General features: G+C 68.2%; 12 protein-coding genes. 6 read left to right on the top strand and 6 right to left on the bottom strand.

The genetic code is table 11. The features are described from left to right. The first annotated feature begins 572 nt into the window (after positions 1 to 572). The 5 genes from BUF17_RS00505 (at position 573) to BUF17_RS00485 (ending at position 5452) form a co-directional block, all read left to right on the top strand. Positions 573 to 1376, top strand: coding sequence for a L,D-transpeptidase (locus tag BUF17_RS00505; RefSeq protein WP_073625276.1), 804 nt, complete (start codon positions 573 to 575; stop codon positions 1374 to 1376). Positions 1377 to 1636: 260 nt separating this feature from the next. Beyond that, the gene (gene pabB / locus BUF17_RS00500; RefSeq protein WP_073625275.1) at positions 1637 to 3028 is read left to right on the top strand and encodes an aminodeoxychorismate synthase component I; all 1392 of its coding nucleotides are present in this window, start codon (positions 1637 to 1639) and stop codon (positions 3026 to 3028) included. Further along, positions 3025 to 3660, top strand: coding sequence for an anthranilate synthase component II (locus BUF17_RS00495; RefSeq protein WP_073625274.1), 636 nt, complete (start codon positions 3025 to 3027; stop codon positions 3658 to 3660). The genes pabB and BUF17_RS00495 overlap by 4 nt, the downstream gene beginning before the upstream one ends. Before the next feature lie 32 nt (positions 3661 to 3692). Continuing rightward, positions 3693 to 4532: an aminotransferase class IV gene (locus tag BUF17_RS00490; RefSeq protein ID WP_073625273.1), complete on the top strand. Its 840-nt coding sequence runs from the start codon at positions 3693 to 3695 to the stop codon at positions 4530 to 4532. 89 nt (positions 4533 to 4621) lie between these two features. After that, the gene (locus tag BUF17_RS00485; RefSeq protein WP_084563709.1) at positions 4622 to 5452 is read left to right on the top strand and encodes a DUF1194 domain-containing protein; all 831 of its coding nucleotides are present in this window, start codon (positions 4622 to 4624) and stop codon (positions 5450 to 5452) included. Here BUF17_RS00485 and BUF17_RS00480 read toward each other — a convergent pair. The 3 genes from BUF17_RS00480 to BUF17_RS00470 all read right to left on the bottom strand — a co-directional run bounded on the left by BUF17_RS00480 (position 5429) and on the right by BUF17_RS00470 (position 9886). Further along, positions 5429 to 8320, bottom strand: coding sequence for a DUF4114 domain-containing protein (locus tag BUF17_RS00480; RefSeq protein ID WP_073625271.1), 2892 nt, complete (start codon positions 8318 to 8320; stop codon positions 5429 to 5431). The genes BUF17_RS00485 and BUF17_RS00480 overlap by 24 nt on opposite strands. A gap of 158 nt (positions 8321 to 8478) precedes the next feature. Then, a complete protein-coding gene (locus BUF17_RS00475) occupies positions 8479 to 9165 on the bottom strand; it encodes an HAD family hydrolase (RefSeq protein ID WP_073625270.1) in 687 nt (228 codons plus the stop codon). Between the two features lie 64 nt (positions 9166 to 9229). Beyond that, positions 9230 to 9886, bottom strand: coding sequence for a helix-turn-helix domain-containing protein (locus BUF17_RS00470; RefSeq protein WP_073625930.1), 657 nt, complete (start codon positions 9884 to 9886; stop codon positions 9230 to 9232). A 214-nt stretch (positions 9887 to 10100) separates the two neighbouring features. Here BUF17_RS00470 and BUF17_RS00465 point away from each other — a divergent pair, with 214 nt between their 5' ends. Beyond that, complete coding sequence (locus BUF17_RS00465; protein WP_073625269.1) at positions 10101 to 11024, top strand: sulfotransferase family protein; 924 nt, start codon at positions 10101 to 10103, stop codon at positions 11022 to 11024. Positions 11025 to 11060: 36 nt separating this feature from the next. Here the strand turns inward: BUF17_RS00465 and BUF17_RS00460 are convergent, their stop codons facing one another. From BUF17_RS00460 to BUF17_RS00450, 3 genes are all read right to left on the bottom strand, one after another. After that, a complete protein-coding gene (locus BUF17_RS00460; RefSeq protein WP_244530715.1) occupies positions 11061 to 12239 on the bottom strand; it encodes a cation diffusion facilitator family transporter in 1179 nt (392 codons plus the stop codon). 406 nt (positions 12240 to 12645) lie between these two features. After that, positions 12646 to 14556, bottom strand: coding sequence for a KUP/HAK/KT family potassium transporter (locus BUF17_RS00455; protein ID WP_073625268.1), 1911 nt, complete (start codon positions 14554 to 14556; stop codon positions 12646 to 12648). Positions 14557 to 14699: 143 nt separating this feature from the next. Continuing rightward, the gene (locus BUF17_RS00450) at positions 14700 to 16265 is read right to left on the bottom strand and encodes a bifunctional aminoglycoside phosphotransferase/ATP-binding protein (RefSeq protein WP_073625267.1); all 1566 of its coding nucleotides are present in this window, start codon (positions 16263 to 16265) and stop codon (positions 14700 to 14702) included. Between the last annotated feature and the right edge of the window lie 87 nt (positions 16266 to 16352).

Here is a 16352-nt window from a genome sequence, read left to right as displayed (position 1 = left end):
ATCACGGGCTCTCGAAACATCGGGCGCATCGGTTCCGTTGCGTCAGTCGGCGGATCGCGCCGGCGAACGAGACGGCTGCCCGCATTGCGGGTGCCGCCATTGAGGCGGAGAAGGAGAGCACGATCGAGCCGAATTCGTTGCGACGATCGTCAGTCTAGAGGATCAGTTCGGGGTTTGTCACGAACCGAGCGGCGTGGAGGGAAGAAACAACACGCTTTCCGTGCCGTCCTTGCCGCGCGGTGCCTGCCGGCGCGCGACGCACGCCCCTGTGGCGCTCGCGCAACTTGGTCGCAAAACCGCGCGGTTGAGCCCGCGAATTGCCGCCACGGCGCAAACGGCATCTTGCGTGACGGGCAGGTTTGAGGACGATCTTCCCCGTCGCCGACGACGCGCATCGTGCGCCGGACGGCGCTGCCAGCCCCTGTCTGCCACGCAAGGATTCGGCCCTCCACGATGGGTCCGGAGGCCACGCTGGGCGGGCGGGCAAATTCGAACCGCCTCCTCCCCTGATGCCCAGCCGTTCCCGCGTGCCGCCCCGACACGCGGGCCTCAGACAGAATCCTGGAGTAAAGATGGGTTCCTCGCTCATCAAAGCCGCCCTTGGCGGCACCAAAGCCCGCACGGACGCCGAGCCCGCCGGCTTCTCGATGACCCGGCGCACGCTGATCATCGGCGCCCCGTTCGCGCTCGCCGCCTGCACGACGATCCCGACCCCCGCCCCGACCTTCGCGTGGCAGAGCCAGACGCCCGAGCAGATGTACGGTCCGCTCAAGGACGGCGACATCACGATTCCGCCGGTCAACCTGAAGAAGATCGACCCGCAGTTCTACCGGCAGGTGGTGGCCTATTCCGGCAAGGAGAAGCCCGGCACGATCATCGTCGATCCGGCCGCGCATTTCCTCTACCAGGTCCAGCCGGGCGGCTGGGCGGTGCGCTACGGCATCGGCGTCGGCCGCGCGGGCTTCGCCTGGCACGGCGATGCCATCATCCGCTTCAAGAACGCCTGGCCGAAGTGGACGCCCCCGGCGGAAATGATCGACCGCGAGCCGCGGCTCGAAAAGTACCGCAAGGGCATGCCCGGCGGCCTCGACAACCCGCTCGGCGCCCGCGCGCTCTATCTCTACCAGGGCTGGCAGGACACGCTCTACCGCATCCACGGCACCAACAAGCCGGAGACCATCGGCCATTCGGTGTCGTCCGGCTGCATCCGCATGATCAATCAGGACGTGGTCGACCTCTATTCCCGCGTGCCCGTCGGCACCCACGTCGTCGTTCTCGGCGACGCGGTTCCGACATCGCAGGCGAAGGCCGAGGCCACCCCCAAGACCAAAACCCCGGCGGCGAAGCCGGCCGCGGCTGCGCCGGCCAAGACCTGATCGCCGCCTCCTGACGGTCAGCTCCTGACGGTCGTTTCCCGACCAATGCATCCCGTCGGCCGGATCGCTCCGGCCGGCGGGTGCCACGTCCGCCGGCACCAGCCGAGGTCAGGCCGCTTCGGTGCCGATGGCCGTGCCGCCCGTAACGCGCTATCAACGAGGGGTGCCGGCCCGGCCGAATCCGTCGTCCATCCGCCGCCGGTGCCTTCGACCACTCCGACCCGCCCGGCGGGTCCCGACACGGGCGAGCGCGACCGGCCTTGAACTCCCTCGTCACCGACCTTGGCCCCCTCGATCCCGTCGAGACGCTGCTCCGGTTCCAGGACCAGCCGGGGCTGTCGTTCCTCGACAGCGCGATGGCGCATCCCGAGCTCGGCCGCTTCTCCTTCGTCTCCGCGGACCCCTTCGCCGAGATCGCCGTGCGCGACGGCCGCCTCTTTCTCGACGGCATCGCGCGGCCGGGCCATCCGCTCGACGCCCTGGGCGCCGTGCTGGCGCCCTTCCGCACCGATACCCTTCCCGGCCTGCCGCCGTTCCAGGGCGGTGCGCTCGGATTCTTTTCCTATGAGTTCGGCCATTGCCTCGAACGGCTGCCGGAACCCACCGTCGGCGCCGGTTCGGTGCCGCAGGCAGCCTTCCATCTGTTCGACTGGACCATCGCGTTCGACCATCGGGCAGACCGGGCCTGGTTGATCTCGACCGGCTTTCCCGATTCCGGGCCAGCGTGCGCCGACCGTGCCGCCACGCGACGCGACGCGGTGCTCTCGCGCCTTCGCGCGCCGTTGCCGGTGCGCCCGACCGCCCCGCGGCTTCCATGGCGCGCCGACACCGGGCGCGATGCTCATGAGGCCGCGGTCGCGCGCACCATCGAACTGGTGCTTGCCGGCGACATCTTCCAGGCCAACATCGCCCGCCGGTTCTCGGCGCCGCTGCCGACGGGCTTTCCGCCGCTGGCGTTCTATCTCGACCTCAGGGCGCGCAATCCCGCGACCTTCGCCGCCTACCTCGATTTCGCCCCGGTGTTCGTCGCCTCCAGCTCGCCGGAACGCTTCCTGAAGCTTGCCGGACGGCAGGTCGAGACCCGGCCTATCAAGGGCACAGCACCGCGCGCTTCCGATCCGGATGAGGACGCCGCGGCGGCAGCCGCCCTCGCCGCCTCGGTCAAGGACCGGGCGGAGAACGTCATGATCGTCGACCTGATGCGCAACGACCTCTCGCGCGTCGCCGAGCCGGGCAGCGTCGCCGTGCCCGTGCTGTGCGGCGTCGAATCCTATGCCGGCCTGCACCATCTGGTTTCGGTGGTCCGCGCGACATTGAGTCCGGACCGCGACGGCCTCAACCTCGTCGCCGCGGCCTTCCCCGGCGGCTCGATCACCGGCGCGCCGAAGGTTCGGGCCATGGAGATCATCGGCGCGCTCGAAGGCCGCGCCCGCGGTGTCTATTGCGGCTCCATCGGCTATCTCGGCTTCGACGGCGCCATGGACCTCAACATCGCGATCCGCACCGTGACGTTCGCGGACGGCGAGGCGAGCTTCCAGACCGGCGGCGGCATCACCGCCCTGTCGGATCCGGCGGCGGAGTTCGCGGAGACGCTGACGAAGGCGAGCCGGATGCTGGCGCAGGCGGATTTGGCCGGGATCGGCGCGCCATGACGGCAAACCGCATCGGCGCCGGCGCCCGATCCTCCAGGCCTCGCATCCTCATCGTCGACAACTACGATTCGTTCGTCTTCAACATCGCGCGCTATTTCACCGAGCTCGGCGCGCACGCGCTCGTGGTGCGAAACGATACCGTGACGGTCGACGAGATCGCGAACGATCTGCCCGACGCCATCGTGCTTTCGCCCGGGCCCTGCACCCCCGACGAGGCGGGGATTTCGCTCGACGTCGTCGCGCGGCTGAGCGGGCGTGTGCCGATCCTCGGCATCTGCCTCGGCCATCAGGCCATCGGCCAGGCGTTCGGCGGCCGTGTCGTGCGTGCGCGGCGGCCGCTCCACGGCCAGTCCGCCCCGATCCGGCACCACGGCGGCGGGCTGTTCAGCGGCCTGCCGTCGCCGCTCGCCGTCGGCCGCTATCATTCCCTGATCGTGGACCTGCCGGCGGGCTCTCCCCTCACGGTGACCGCGCGCTCGTCGGAAGACGAGATCATGGCGCTGGCCCATCATTCCCATCCGACGTTCGGGGTGCAGTTCCATCCGGAATCGATCGTGACCGAGCACGGCTACGACCTCCTCGCCAATTTTCTCCGCCATGTTCCGTTCAACCCGGCGCCCCCCGGCGCATAGCCGCTGCTTCCACGGATAAAGCGATCACGGTCATGATCTGGTTCGACGGCGCGCTCCACGCCGCACCCACCCAACCCTTCGACCTCTCCGACCGCGGCTTGACACTGGCGGACGGCCTGTTCGAGACGATCGCCGTGTTCGGCGGCGTGCCGTTCCGGTTGGCCGATCATCTGGCGCGCCTCGATGCGGCGGCAGCCGTCCTCGGCTTCGCCGCGCCCGGCGTGGAAGCCCGGCAGGCGATCGACGCGCTTGCGGGCCATGCAGAAGGCGGGCGCGGCGTCATCCGGCTCACGGTCACGCGGGGCAGCGGCCCGCGTGGCCTGAAGCCGCCAGCCGAGCCGGCGCCGCGCGTGTTCGCGAGCCTCGCGCCGTGGAGCCGAACGATGGCGTTCGTTCCGGCGCGGCTCGCCATCGCCGCGATCCGCCGCAACGAGACTTCGCCGGTGTCGCAGCTGAAATCGCTCGCCTATCTCGACAATGTGCTGGCCTTCACGGCGGCGCAGGCGGCCGGGGCCGACGACGCGCTGATGCTCAACACCGCCGGGCGGCCGGCCTCGTCCACCATGGCGAACCTGTTCGTGGTCCTGAACGGCACGGTGCTGACGCCGCCGCGCTCGGAAGGGGTTCTCGACGGCATCATGCGCGGCCTCCTGCTCGCACACGGCCCGGCCGCCGGCCTCGACTGCCACGAGGAGCCCGTCACGCCGGAGATGATCGCCGCCGCCGACGAGATTTTCCTCACCAACAGCGTGCGCCTCGTGCTGCCGGTGACGACGCTGGACGGACGCCCGCTCGAAACCGGACCGATGGCGGAAGCCGCGTTCGCGCTGTTCCAGCGCCTGATCGGCGAGGAATGCGGCGCACTGCTCTGACGCCCTCCTCAAGACAGCGTGATCTTCGGACGCTCGCAGCGGTCGCCACGAGGGATTAGGCTCATCCTTTCGAACGACGGGGGAGGCCCATGACCCACGCGCGTCTCGATCCAGGCCAGTCCAGAAGCAGACCCGTCCGGCGCCACGCCGGTCTCGGAGCGCTTGTGCCCCTTGCGCTCGCCCTGCTGCTCGGCGATACCGCCGATGCCGCGGCCGAGACCGTCGATCTCGAACTGGTCCTGGCCGCCGACGGCTCGGGCTCCATCGATCCGGAAGAACTCAAGCTGCAGCGGGAGGGATACGCCTCCGCTCTCACCAGCCCGGAGGTGATGTCGGCGATCGCAAGCAATCTCCACGGCGCGATCGCGGTGCTCTATCTCGAATGGGGGGCGCCGAGCAGCCAGGACATCGTCGTGGACTGGATGACCATCCGCACCCCCGCCGACGCGGATGCCTTCGCTGATCGGCTCCGCGCCGCGCCGCGGCGCAGCTACGGCTACAACTCGATTTCCAATGCCATCCTGTTCGCCGACAGGCTGATGCGCGAGAACGCCGCCGAAGGCCTGAAGCGGGTGATCGACGTCTCCGGCGACGGCCCGAACATCGGCGGTGCGCCGATCCGGGAGGCGCGCGATCAGGTCGTGGCCGGCGGCACCGTGATCAATGCGCTCTCCGTGCGCCGGGCGGGCAGCCAGACGGCTGGAAGCATGGCGTGGACCGGCCAGCCACTCGAGGACTATTACCGCGACAACGTCATCGGCGGCCCCGGTGCCTTCGTCGAGATCGCAGACGAGACGCGGCGCTTCACCGACGCCGTCCGCTCAAAGCTCGTTCAGGAAATCGCCGGGATCGATGCCGCACGGCGCATTTTCGCCGCGGCCACCCCGGCGACGCCCTCAGACGAGCCAGCCGTGCCCTGAGGCACTGGTGAAATCGAGCTGCACGACGAGATCGTTGTAATCGTGATCGCCGCCGCCATAGAGGTCTTCCCAGCCCCAGGTGTTGAGGCCGTAGTTCCAGAGGTGGGTGACGTTCTGGTCGTTTACCGTCTCGTTCGCCTGCGAGAACGCCCAGTAGGTGTTGTCGCCTACCGACAGCTTCATCGCGACGAGGTCGCCAGCGTTCACGCCGGTGATCTGCGTCTGGGCATAATCGCCGAATCCGGGTCCGTCGATCATCGTGGCGCCGGTCACCGTGTGGTAGGCACGGGAATCCGCCGCGGCGGCATAGCCCTGCGCACCGGGCGCCACGCCGTTGATGGTGCCGGAATAGTCGTCGACCTTGTAGAGCGTCAGGCCGACATCGTTCACGCCGCTCTGGCGGATGCGCACCACGGCATCCTGGTTGTCGGCACCGCCGGCAGTTTCGGCGACCGCGACGGGACGCGCGACCTCGACGGCGTCCCGGCCGCTGGCCCCCACATAGTCGACGAACCCATAAGGTGACGACAGCGAGGCCTGCGGCGCCGTGCTCTGGCCGCCGCCGATGCCGACCGAAAGCGACCAGTTGGCGCCGAGCGAAATCTGCGTCGGCGCTGACTGCGACTGACCGTCGAACATCGTGACGAGGCTCGGCGTGAAATCGGATTGCAGCGCCTGCTGGGCGAACTGGCTTGTCCAGGCGTAGGCCGAACTGCCGGACGCGTTGAAGGCAGTCGTGCCGCCCGAGGTGTTGAGCGAAATCGTCGAATCCGCCGACATGATCGGCTGCACCAGCAGGCTTTGGGACAGCGTGCTGGTGAGGGTGCTGTCGCCGCTGTGCCCGGACAGGACCTCCGGCGTATCGAACCACATCTGGGTATGGGCGATGCTGGAGAGGGCGCGGGCGAGCAGCACACCGTTCGGCGAGCCGAGGCCGGTCGTCAGGTCGTAGCCCGGGGTGGCGTAATAGCCGTGCCCGGTCGGCGTGATGTTGTAGAGCGTGCCGTCGTATGAGGCCTCGACATTACCGCCATAGGTGAAGGTCGAGATGTTGTTTCCGAGCATGACGTCGTTGAACGAGCCGGGCGCAACGATCGCCGCCGTGTAGAGCAGGTCGTTCATGTAGCCGAGCTGGGGCAGGCCCTGATCGGCGAATATGGCATCGATCTGCGTCGTCAGCGACGCCCACAGAGGCGTGGCGGCGCTGGTTCCGCCGCCATATTGATCAAGGCCGGCCATGTCGCCGAACGGGGTGATGTAATACATGTTTCCGCCGGCAAGGGCGGAAACGTCGGGCACGCCGCGGCCGAGCTCCGCGCCCGGATTGACCGAGGTCGGAAAGATCCCCGAGTCCAGCTGATAGTGCGGAATGCCTTGCGTGGTATCGACACCGCCCGAGGTCGCGAAGTTCTCGAGATAGGTGGGCCAGAGCGTGCCGCCGTTACCGTCGCTGTTGGGAGTGTAGTAATATTGGTTCCAGACGGCCTCGACCAGCTTCGCGCTCAGGCTGTCGCTTCCTGGAAGCGTCGTAAGCCCGCCAGCGATCAGGACCTTGAGGGTGCCGAGGTCGTGCGCCGCGGCGGCCGCGACGATCTCATTGAGCGATACGTCCGTCGCCGCCGCCGAGTTGGTGCTGATCGACGTGCCGCCGACGGTGACGTTGAACGGGCTCATGTTCGTTGCGGCGAGCGAGGCCAGCCCCGTCCCGTTCTCGTTGCTTGAGCCGCCGTCGAAGGCGTCGGTGAAGACGGTGACGTTGCGCAGGGCGGCGTCGACGAACAGCTCCCGGTAAGCTTTCAGGAACGGCGAGTCCGGCGACGGCATATTATCGTCGTTCCACGACGAACTGATGGTGCTGAGGTCGTGGCCCGTATCCCAGATCGCCCCCTGATAGGCCGTGAACACGGTGCCGTTCGGGCCAGCACCGGCGTAGAGCCCGAACGTGCTCGACGGATTGATCGCCGTCACGACGCCCACGTCGAGCGATCGCTCGCCTTCCTGGGCATGAGTCTGACCGGCGTTGGCGACGGTGTAATAGCTCCCCGACGTCGTGATGCCGGCTGAGTTCCGATAGGCGTCGAGAAGCTGCTGGAACGTCTGGGTCGACGAACTCGGCAGCGCCGAGCCGATACCGGGCTCGACAAGGCCGACGGTGCCCGTCTGGGTGCTGATGTTGGCAAGCGGAAAGTTGTAAAGTGCCGCCACGTCCTGGGGAAACAGCGACACCTGACCGCTTGTCGTCGCACCATTGCCGACGCTCTGCGAACCGGGATTCAACGCGGTCGAGCCGCCGAGCAGGGTCTCCGCGATCGGCGACGTGCCCTCATCGACCCACAGGCTGCTCACGACGCTGTTCAGTTGGTCGGAAAGGGAAAGATTGCCGTTCCAGTAGAGCAGCTGGACCTTGGAGGGGTCGGTTTGCGCATGGCTGTCCGTCGACGCGGCCATCAGAGGCGTGCCGAACAGGGTCCCGAACTGGGCGGCCGAAAGCGACAGCCAGATGGTGCGCGAAGCCGCCGAGCTGATGTAGCCGTCGCTCGCGGCGCTGTCGCCGATCACGGTGTAGCCGGCGTTGGTCAGGCTCTGTTTGGTATCGTTGTAGACGGTCGGATCGGTGCCGTACGTCGTCCAGAGCGAATTGCTCGCATTGAGGCTCGCCAGCGTCTTCTGACGGTCGCCCCAGTCGAGCGAAAGGAGGGAACTCGGGTCGCTCGCCCGGTTCAGGACCAGTGCGACATTGATGGTGGAACCGGCGGGCGCCGCGAAGGCCTGCGAGGGCGTGTAGCCGTAGGCGGTCGGCACATCCGTTACGTTGGTGAGCTGATAACCCGTGAAATCGAGAAAGCTCGAATGCGCTATTTCCGACATGTGCCCCCCGGCCACCCCAATGGCGGCGAAGGTCCGCCGCCGAAACTACACCTTCGGTCGCGGCCCCAGATCCGCTGCGCCCCGGCTCCGCCGCCAGCCCGCGCGCTCGCAGCGGGCGCCTGCATTATAGCAGCTCGCCGCGCGCGCGGAGAACCCTCCTACTCAGGACGGGTAGCAACATCCAATCTATCGAGCGACCGCACCGCGTCGACGCCGAGCAGGCGGAGAACGTCGCCGAAACCCTCGAGCCTACTGTGCGACACCGGTCCTGGCTGGAGCACGGACGGCACGCGGACGATCCTGAGCCCGGCGCCCGCTGCGGAGGCCGCGCCGGTCGCGCTGTCCTCCACGGCGATGACCTCCTGGGGAACGATTCCGAGGCGCTCGCACCCGAGCCGGTAGGGCGCCGGGTCGGGCTTGCCGGCGGGAACGTCGTCGCGGCTGAGGCTGAAGCCGATCAGCGGCGCGATGCCGAGCGCGGCGATGTTGGCGTCGACCACGACACGCTCGGAATTGGAAACGCAGCCCTGCGGAATGCCGGCCGCCGCGATCGCGGCCATGGTCTCCCGGGCACCGACGAACGGGACGGCCTCGGCATCGACGCGGGCGATGTAGGTGGCGACGATGTCCTGCTTCCAGGCCTCGAAGGTCGTCGGCCGCGTCAGGCGGGGTGCGATGGCGGCGAATACGGCGGCATGGTCGAGGCCGAGATAACGGTCCTCCGGCTCGGTCGTCATGTCGAATCCGAGCGCGGCCGTGACGCCGCGGATGCACGCGAGGTGCAGGGGTTCGCTGTCGATCAGGGTGCCATCGACATCCCACAGCACGGCACGGTATCTCGTCATCGGTTCCTCGTTTGGCGCGGGCGCGCGAGCGGCGCCGGGCCGCCCTCGCACGGCGCCGTGCGCCTCATGCCGTCTCGCGGCGATAGACGATGATGGAAAGGTACGTCATCGGCCGGACGAGCAGTTGCTCCGGCCCATGGGCGGCCGCCGAATCGAACATCAGCGTGTCGCCCGGGCGAAGATGGTAGAGCCGGTCGGCATGTCGATAAAGCACTTCGCCGGTCAGCATGTAGATGAGTTCCGTGCCCTCGTGACGGAACGCGGTATAGGGCTCGGCCTCCTCGGAGAGCTCGATCAGATAGGGCTCCACCACCATGTCGCCGCCCAGCGCGTGGCCGAGCAGTTCGTAGCGGTGGCCGACCTTGGTGCCGCGCCGGTCGATGATCACGCCCTGGCCGGCACGCACGAACGAACAGCCCCGCTTCTCCTCGAACGCCGAGAACAGGGCGGTAATCGGCACGTTGAGCGCCGTCGCGAGGCCCTGAAGGGTGGAGAGTGAGGGCGAAATCTGGCCGTTCTCGATCTTGGACAGTGTGCCGACCGAGATGCCGGCCGCGCCGGCGAGATCGGAGACGGTCAGGTCGAGCGTCCGGCGAAAGGCGCGGACCTGCACCCCGATCGCCTGTTCCAGCGTCCGACCCTCGACGGCCGGAGCACTCGATCCAGTCGTCAGGTCTCCGCCGTCCGGCTCGGACACACCGCCGTTGCCGCCCGGCCGCAGATCGCCGTTCCTGCTCAAACCCAAACCCCTCCGGACCGGTCGCCTGCCAGATCGTCCATGGACGACTACCATAAAGACGATCTTTGCCGCAGGAAATCGCCCCGGAGCGCTTTCCCGCCAGGCGATATCATCTGATCGACAGGAAATCCGCCCGGATTCAAAAGCTTGCGCATTTCCCGCTCGGATCGCTTCGATCCAGGCGGGATATGCTCTAATGGAAACCTTCCCGAAGGGGCTCGGAGCGGCGCGCGACATCGCGCGGCTGGTCCGGCGGCAGAGGCCATCCGCGACACCGATGTTGTGCAATGAACTGATCTACCGGCCGGACAACGACGTCCTGATGTTCATCCACATCCCGAAGACCGGCGGCACGTCGCTGGCGGCGGGTCTGGAAGACATGGTCGGCGCGGAGCGTTATCTGCCGCTGCGCCAGCACCTGATCGGCAAGGTTCGTGAAAAGCGCCGGCACGCGGCGGGATACGCCGCCTCCGTCGCCTGGCGGCGTCTGAAGGCGCGGGTCGGCGGCCGGCACTGGCTGCTGCCGTCCGGGTTCGACGCGGCGCGTCTCGACGACATGGCGCTCGTCTCTGGCCACGTCGGGCTCGCCGACATGCCGTCGACCCGCCGCCGCCCGGTGGTGGTGACGCTGCTGCGCGATCCGGTGGAGCGGTTCGTCTCCAGCTTCCACTTCTTCCGCTCGGTGGCGCTCGCGGAGAGCCCGCCACCGATGCAAAAGTCGCCCCGGCTGCTGACGTGGTCGATCGACGACTATGTCGCGTGGCTCGCCGACCGCGGCGAAGTCGATGCCTTCAACGTTCAGTGCCTCTTTCTCGGCGACAGCCCCTCGTTCGAACCGGCGCGCCGCGCGATCGACGAGACCGTGTTCATGGCGGCGACGCTCGACCGGATCGACGATTTCCGCACCGCGCTGGGCGCAGCCCTCGGCGTCGGGTCGATCCCGGCGCGGCGCGAGAAGGTCGGCGCGGCCCGCATGTCCGCCGCTCCGCCCCGCCCGGAAACGCTGGAAACGATCCGCCGGCTGAGTAGCGGCGACGTACGCCTCGTCGAGCACGTCCGCGCGGCCTTCGCCGCCCACTGGGACGCCACCACTCCGGGCGCCGTCCTTAAGCGGGATTAAGACGCCCCTATCCCCGCGCAGGAATCCGTGCCCCCGTCAGGCGTGCGCGGCTGCGGCAGGCTTGGCGCAGGGGCCGGCTTCGTCGCCCGTTTCGTCGGCGCAGGCGCCAGGCAGTTCGACTTCCACCGTGGCGTGGGAGATGCCGAACTCGGTCCTGAGCCGCTCCTTGACCTGCGTCACGACCGGGGTCGATGGCGTGCCTTCCGCCACGACGACATGCAGGGTCGCATGCAGCCGCTCCTCGCTCAGGAGCCAGGAATGAACGTGGTGGACGTCCACCACCGGCGGCACGTTGGCGACGAGATCCGCGGCGATGAGGGCGCCTTCGCGACCCTCCGGGGCGCCTTCCAGCAGGATGTGCGCCGAATCGCGCATCAGCGAGATCGTCGCGCGCAGCAGCAGGAAACCCACCAGCAGCGACAGGATCGGATCGATCGGCACCCAGCCGGTGAAATAGATCACGCCGGCCGCCGCGATCGCTGCGACAGAGCCCAGCATGTCGCTCGCGACGTGCAGGAGCGCCCCGCGGATGTTGAGATTGCGCTCGCCCATGGAGAGCACCAGGAAAGCGGCGATGTTGGCGCCGAGGCCCGCGACCGCGATGGCCGCCATCGGGCCGGCCGAGATGTGCACCGGTTCCATCAGGCGCTCGATCGCCTCAACCGCGATCCAGAGCGTCAGCAGGATCAGCGCGACGGCGTTGGCGAAGGCCACGAGCACCGGCATCCGGTGATGACCGAAGCTCATGCGATCGGTGACCGGCTGGCGCAGCTGCCGGAACGCCCACCAGGCAAGACCGAGCGACACGGCATCGGTCGCCATGTGGGCCGCATCGGCCATCAGCGCCAGCGAGCCGGACCAGAGGCCGCCGACGAACTCCAGCACCATGAAGCTCAGCGTGATGATCGCCGCGATGGCGGTACGGGTCTCGCTCGAACTGGCGTGGGAATGACCGGCGTGGGAGTGACCGCCGTGCGAGTGACCGGCATGGGAGTGCCCCCCGCCTGCCCGCTTCGCCCCGTGGCCGTGGCCGGCGTGGCCGTGATCCGCGTGCGGCGCATGATCGTGGCCTTCGCCGCCGTGATCGTGGCCGGAATGGTCGTGATCGTCGTGTTCGTGGTCGCCGTGGTCGTGGGCCTCCGGGCCATGATGGTGGGCACCGCTCGGCCCATCCGGCCTGGGCATCGTCTGGGAAGATTTCTCGCGCTCGGCCATGATGTCCGTCCCTTTCAGACCGCCGGATGCTTTTCCTGCCGCAACGAACGTCAGTCGCACCGAAGCCGCCCGGACCCACATTCCGGCGCGATTGCTTGCCAGCAGGCGAAAACGGCCTGCAACGACGACGCTCCGGACGGCCGGGGACCCCACCCGGCGAGAAATGTCTTATCTCATTCGGACGTCATGCGGGAGGGGGGAACAATATTACATCCGCACCGGCTTTTATTGCTTGGAACGGCTAAAGAACAGCTTGGCCGCGATATCCGGACGCATCATGCAGCGCGGTCGTGCCTGGACCATGGCGGTCAAACGGCGCCGGCGCGCGTGGCACACGACGGGCTTCTCCGGAGAGGCTCAGCCGCTCCGAAGCTGTCGTCCCATGGCCGCGCGGCGTGCCGGCCGCCTATTTGCGCGGAAGCACCACTTCGGCCGGATTGGCGCGGCCCGAAGGCGGGCGGGCATCCGGCGCGCGCGAGGCGTCGAACCCGATGGGATATCCCACCTCCAGCGTGCGCTTGTGGGGCAGGTTGAAGCGGTCGGCGGCACGTGCCGCATTGCGCATCAGCACCACAAACACGAACGACAGCACGTCGCGCACCGAGCGGATGCGCTTCGGCGGCAGCGGCCGTTCGTGGCCGACGACATAGATCACGGAGCCCGGGTCGACGCCGATCTCGCGCAGCGCGGGCGCGATCAGAGCCGGAAGGTTGACGGACTGCATGTAGCCGACGACCAGCGACACGCGCGACATGCGCTTCGACACGGTATCGACGAACAGCCGCTCGCTCGGGCCGATGCGCGGCCGCCCCGCCACCTTGACCGAGACGAACACGAAGCGATCGAAGCTGACGTCGAGAAGCTGGTTGAGGCGGCTCAGCGCCACCGGCACCCGCACGCTCGAACGCGACAGCACCACCGCGGTCCGATGCACCACAGTCGATGTGCGTAGCGAGCCTTCCAGTTCCTCGATCTCGACATAGCCGCGGCGGGTCAGGATCTCCGACATCCGCCTGGTGCCGACGCGCCAGGAGATCATCACCAGCAGCGCGAACCCGGCGAGCGCGAGCGGAAGCTCACCGCCGGTCGGAATCTTGCCGAGGTTCGGCAGGAAGAACACCATATCGATGGAGAGGATGACGATGCCGACGAGAGCGGTGAGCGGGCGCGGCCAGCGCCTCAACCGGAACTGCGCGCTGACATAGAGCACCGTCGTGGTGATCATCGCCGTCGCGACCGCGATGCCGTAGGCGTGGGACAGCGCATCCGACGAGCGGAACACGAACACCGTCGAGATCGACAGGATCGCCAGCAGCACGTTGATGGTGCCGATATAGACGTGGCTCTCGTATTCCTCGGCGGTGTGCTTGACGGCGAGCGGCACGAGGAAGCTCGTCTCGATAGCCTGCTTGGCGAGGCTGAACACGCCCGTGATGATCGCCTGCGAGGCGATCACCGTCGCCAAGGCCGACAGGATGACGAGCGGCAGCAGCAGGAAGTTCGGTGCGAGCAGGAAGAACGGGTTGCGCAACGCAGTCGGGTCGGCGAGCACGAGCGCGCCCTGACCGAAATAATTGAGCACGAGCCCCGGCATCGCGAAGCAGTACCAAGCTCGCGTGATCACCTTGCGGCCGAACTGGCCGAGGTCGGCATAGAGCGCCTCGCCGCCGGTGATGGTCAGGAACACGGCGGCGAGCACGAAGATCGCCTTCTCCGGCGCCGACCAGATCAGTTCCACGCCATAGAGCGGGTTGATCGCGGTGAACACGATCGGGTTCTTGACCGCCGCAATGAGGCCCAGCACGCCCAGCACCACGAACCAGAGCGTCATCACCGGTCCGAACAGGACGCCGATGCGGTGGGTTCCGGCCCGTTGCGCCGCATAGAGCACAAGCAGAATCGCGACCGTGATCGGCACCACGAATTCCGTCAGGCTCGGCGCGACGAGCTCCAGCCCCTCCACGGCGCTGAGAACCGAGATCGCGGGCGTGATGACACCGTCGCCGAACAGCATCGCCGCGCCGACCAGGGCGACGAGCAGCAGCAATCCGCGGTGACCCGGCGTGAAATGCTGCAGGTCGAGCAGGGTCGCCAGCGCCAGAATGCCGCCTTCGCCGTCGTTGTCGAGGCGCAGCACCAGCGTGACATATTTCAGGCTCACCGACAGGATAATCGCCCACAGCATGAGCGACAGCACGCCCAGAACGGCGAAGTCGGTTGCGGCTTCGGCGGCCCTGGCCGCCTCGCGGAAAGCATAGAGCGGGCTCGTGCCGATATCGCCGAACACGATGCCCAGAGCACCGATGGTAAGAGGCATGCGCCTCGCTGACATGGATAAAGCCCCTTTTCGGTACTCTGGAACCGACCGCCGCTGCTACACCCCCGAGTCAGCGGCTCCCCTATTCCATCTCTACTCCGTGCCACGACACGGGTCGCGCGACAATCCGCTGCGGGTTCAATTCACGCCCTAAAACGGGCGGCGACCGCCGACGGATCACCGAAGCGTGCGGCGCAGGCCTGCCGCGCAGCGGCCACGACCGACGCCGCATCCATGCTGGCATCGATACGCGTCCATTTTATTTCACCTGTGGAGTGTGTCGCCTGCGCCCGCACCACGGTCGCATCGGCATCCGACGGATCGCCGGAGCGATGCTCGACGCGATCGATGAGAACGGCCTCCGGGGCATCCAGCCAGAGCCCGAGGAACGGCACGCCGGCGGCGTGCGCCGCCGCCTCGACGGCGTCGCGGTCTTCCGCACGGTCGAACACCGCGTTCACGACGACGGAGTGCCCCGCCCTGGCAACTGTCGCGGCTTCCTTGAACAGACGGGAATAGACGGTGCGCGACACGCCGGGCCGGTAGGCCTCCGGTGGCAGCTTCGTCACGGCGGGAACGCCGAACAGCCGTTTGCGGGTGCGATCGCTCGAAAGCTCGCGCGCCCCGGGTGCCGCGCCGACATGCGGCGCGAGGCCGCGGGCGACCGTCGACTTGCCGGATCCGCTGAGCCCGCCGATCGCGACCAGCACGGCAGGGCGCTCCACCAGAAACGCGGCCGCGAGGTCGAGATAGGCCGCGGCATCCGCGCGCGGCCGCACAGCGTCCCCGGCACGCGCCTCCGCGGCCACCGTCGCGGCGATGTGACCGCGCACGGTGGCACGCATCGCGAGGAAAAGCGGCATCAGCGGCACGCCGTCGTCGGCTCGCGCGAGGTCGAGATAACGGTTGAACACGACGTTCGCTTCGCCGGAGAGCCCGCGGTGGATCAGGTCCATCACCAGAAAGGCGACGTCGTAGAGCACGTCCGTTGTCGCCATGTCCTCGTCGAACTCGAGGCAGTCGAACAGGACGGGCGCCCCGTCGATGAAGACGATATTGCGCAAGTGAAGGTCGCCGTGGCAGCGGCGCACCCATCCCTGCCGCTGGCGGAGGTCGGCAAGATCGGCATGGCGGTCGAGAAGGCGGGCGCTTGCCGCGACGAGACCCTCGACCGGCCCCTCGCCGAACAGGCCGCGGGCGGGTTCGAGCGCCCGGCGGTTGATGTCGAGCACCGCGGCGATGCGCGCTGCACCGCCGGGCCCGCCTCCGTCGGCGACCGGCGCGGCCTCGGCATGGAAGGCCGCCACCGCCGCCGCCATCGCCTCCACGAGCGGCGGCGACAGCCACCCTTCTTCCGCGAGGCGGTCGGCGAGGCCCGCATCGTCGAAGCGCGCCATCTCGACCACGGCGTCCACCGTTTCACCCTCGCCGTCTAACACGAGCCGGCCGACGGCGTCCCGGGTGATGCGGCGGACGCTGCGGTAGAGGGCGGGCGCGGTGCGCCGGTTGAGTTCAAGCTCGCGCCGGCAGCAGGCAAGGCGGCGGTCGACGGTCGAGAGGTCGACATAGGGCAGCCGCACGGCCTTCTTCAGCTTGAACACGGTGTCGGCGCCGAGAAACAGGACCGAAATGTGGGTCTCGATCACACGAATGCCGGGAAGACAGCCGGCGAGAAAGGCCGCGGTTTCCGTCTGGTCTTCGATCTGCATCGCTGCCTCGCTCAGCACGCCCGCCGCCCGGCCGCGCGCGGCCCGACCTGGGAGGAAGGCCTGAAACCGGCCCCGGGTTCCGCACCG

Source organism: Pseudoxanthobacter soli DSM 19599, assembly GCF_900148505.1.
Taxonomy (GTDB): Bacteria; Pseudomonadota; Alphaproteobacteria; order Rhizobiales; family Segnochrobactraceae; genus Pseudoxanthobacter; species Pseudoxanthobacter soli.
This window is presented reverse-complemented; position numbering and strand designations above follow the sequence as displayed.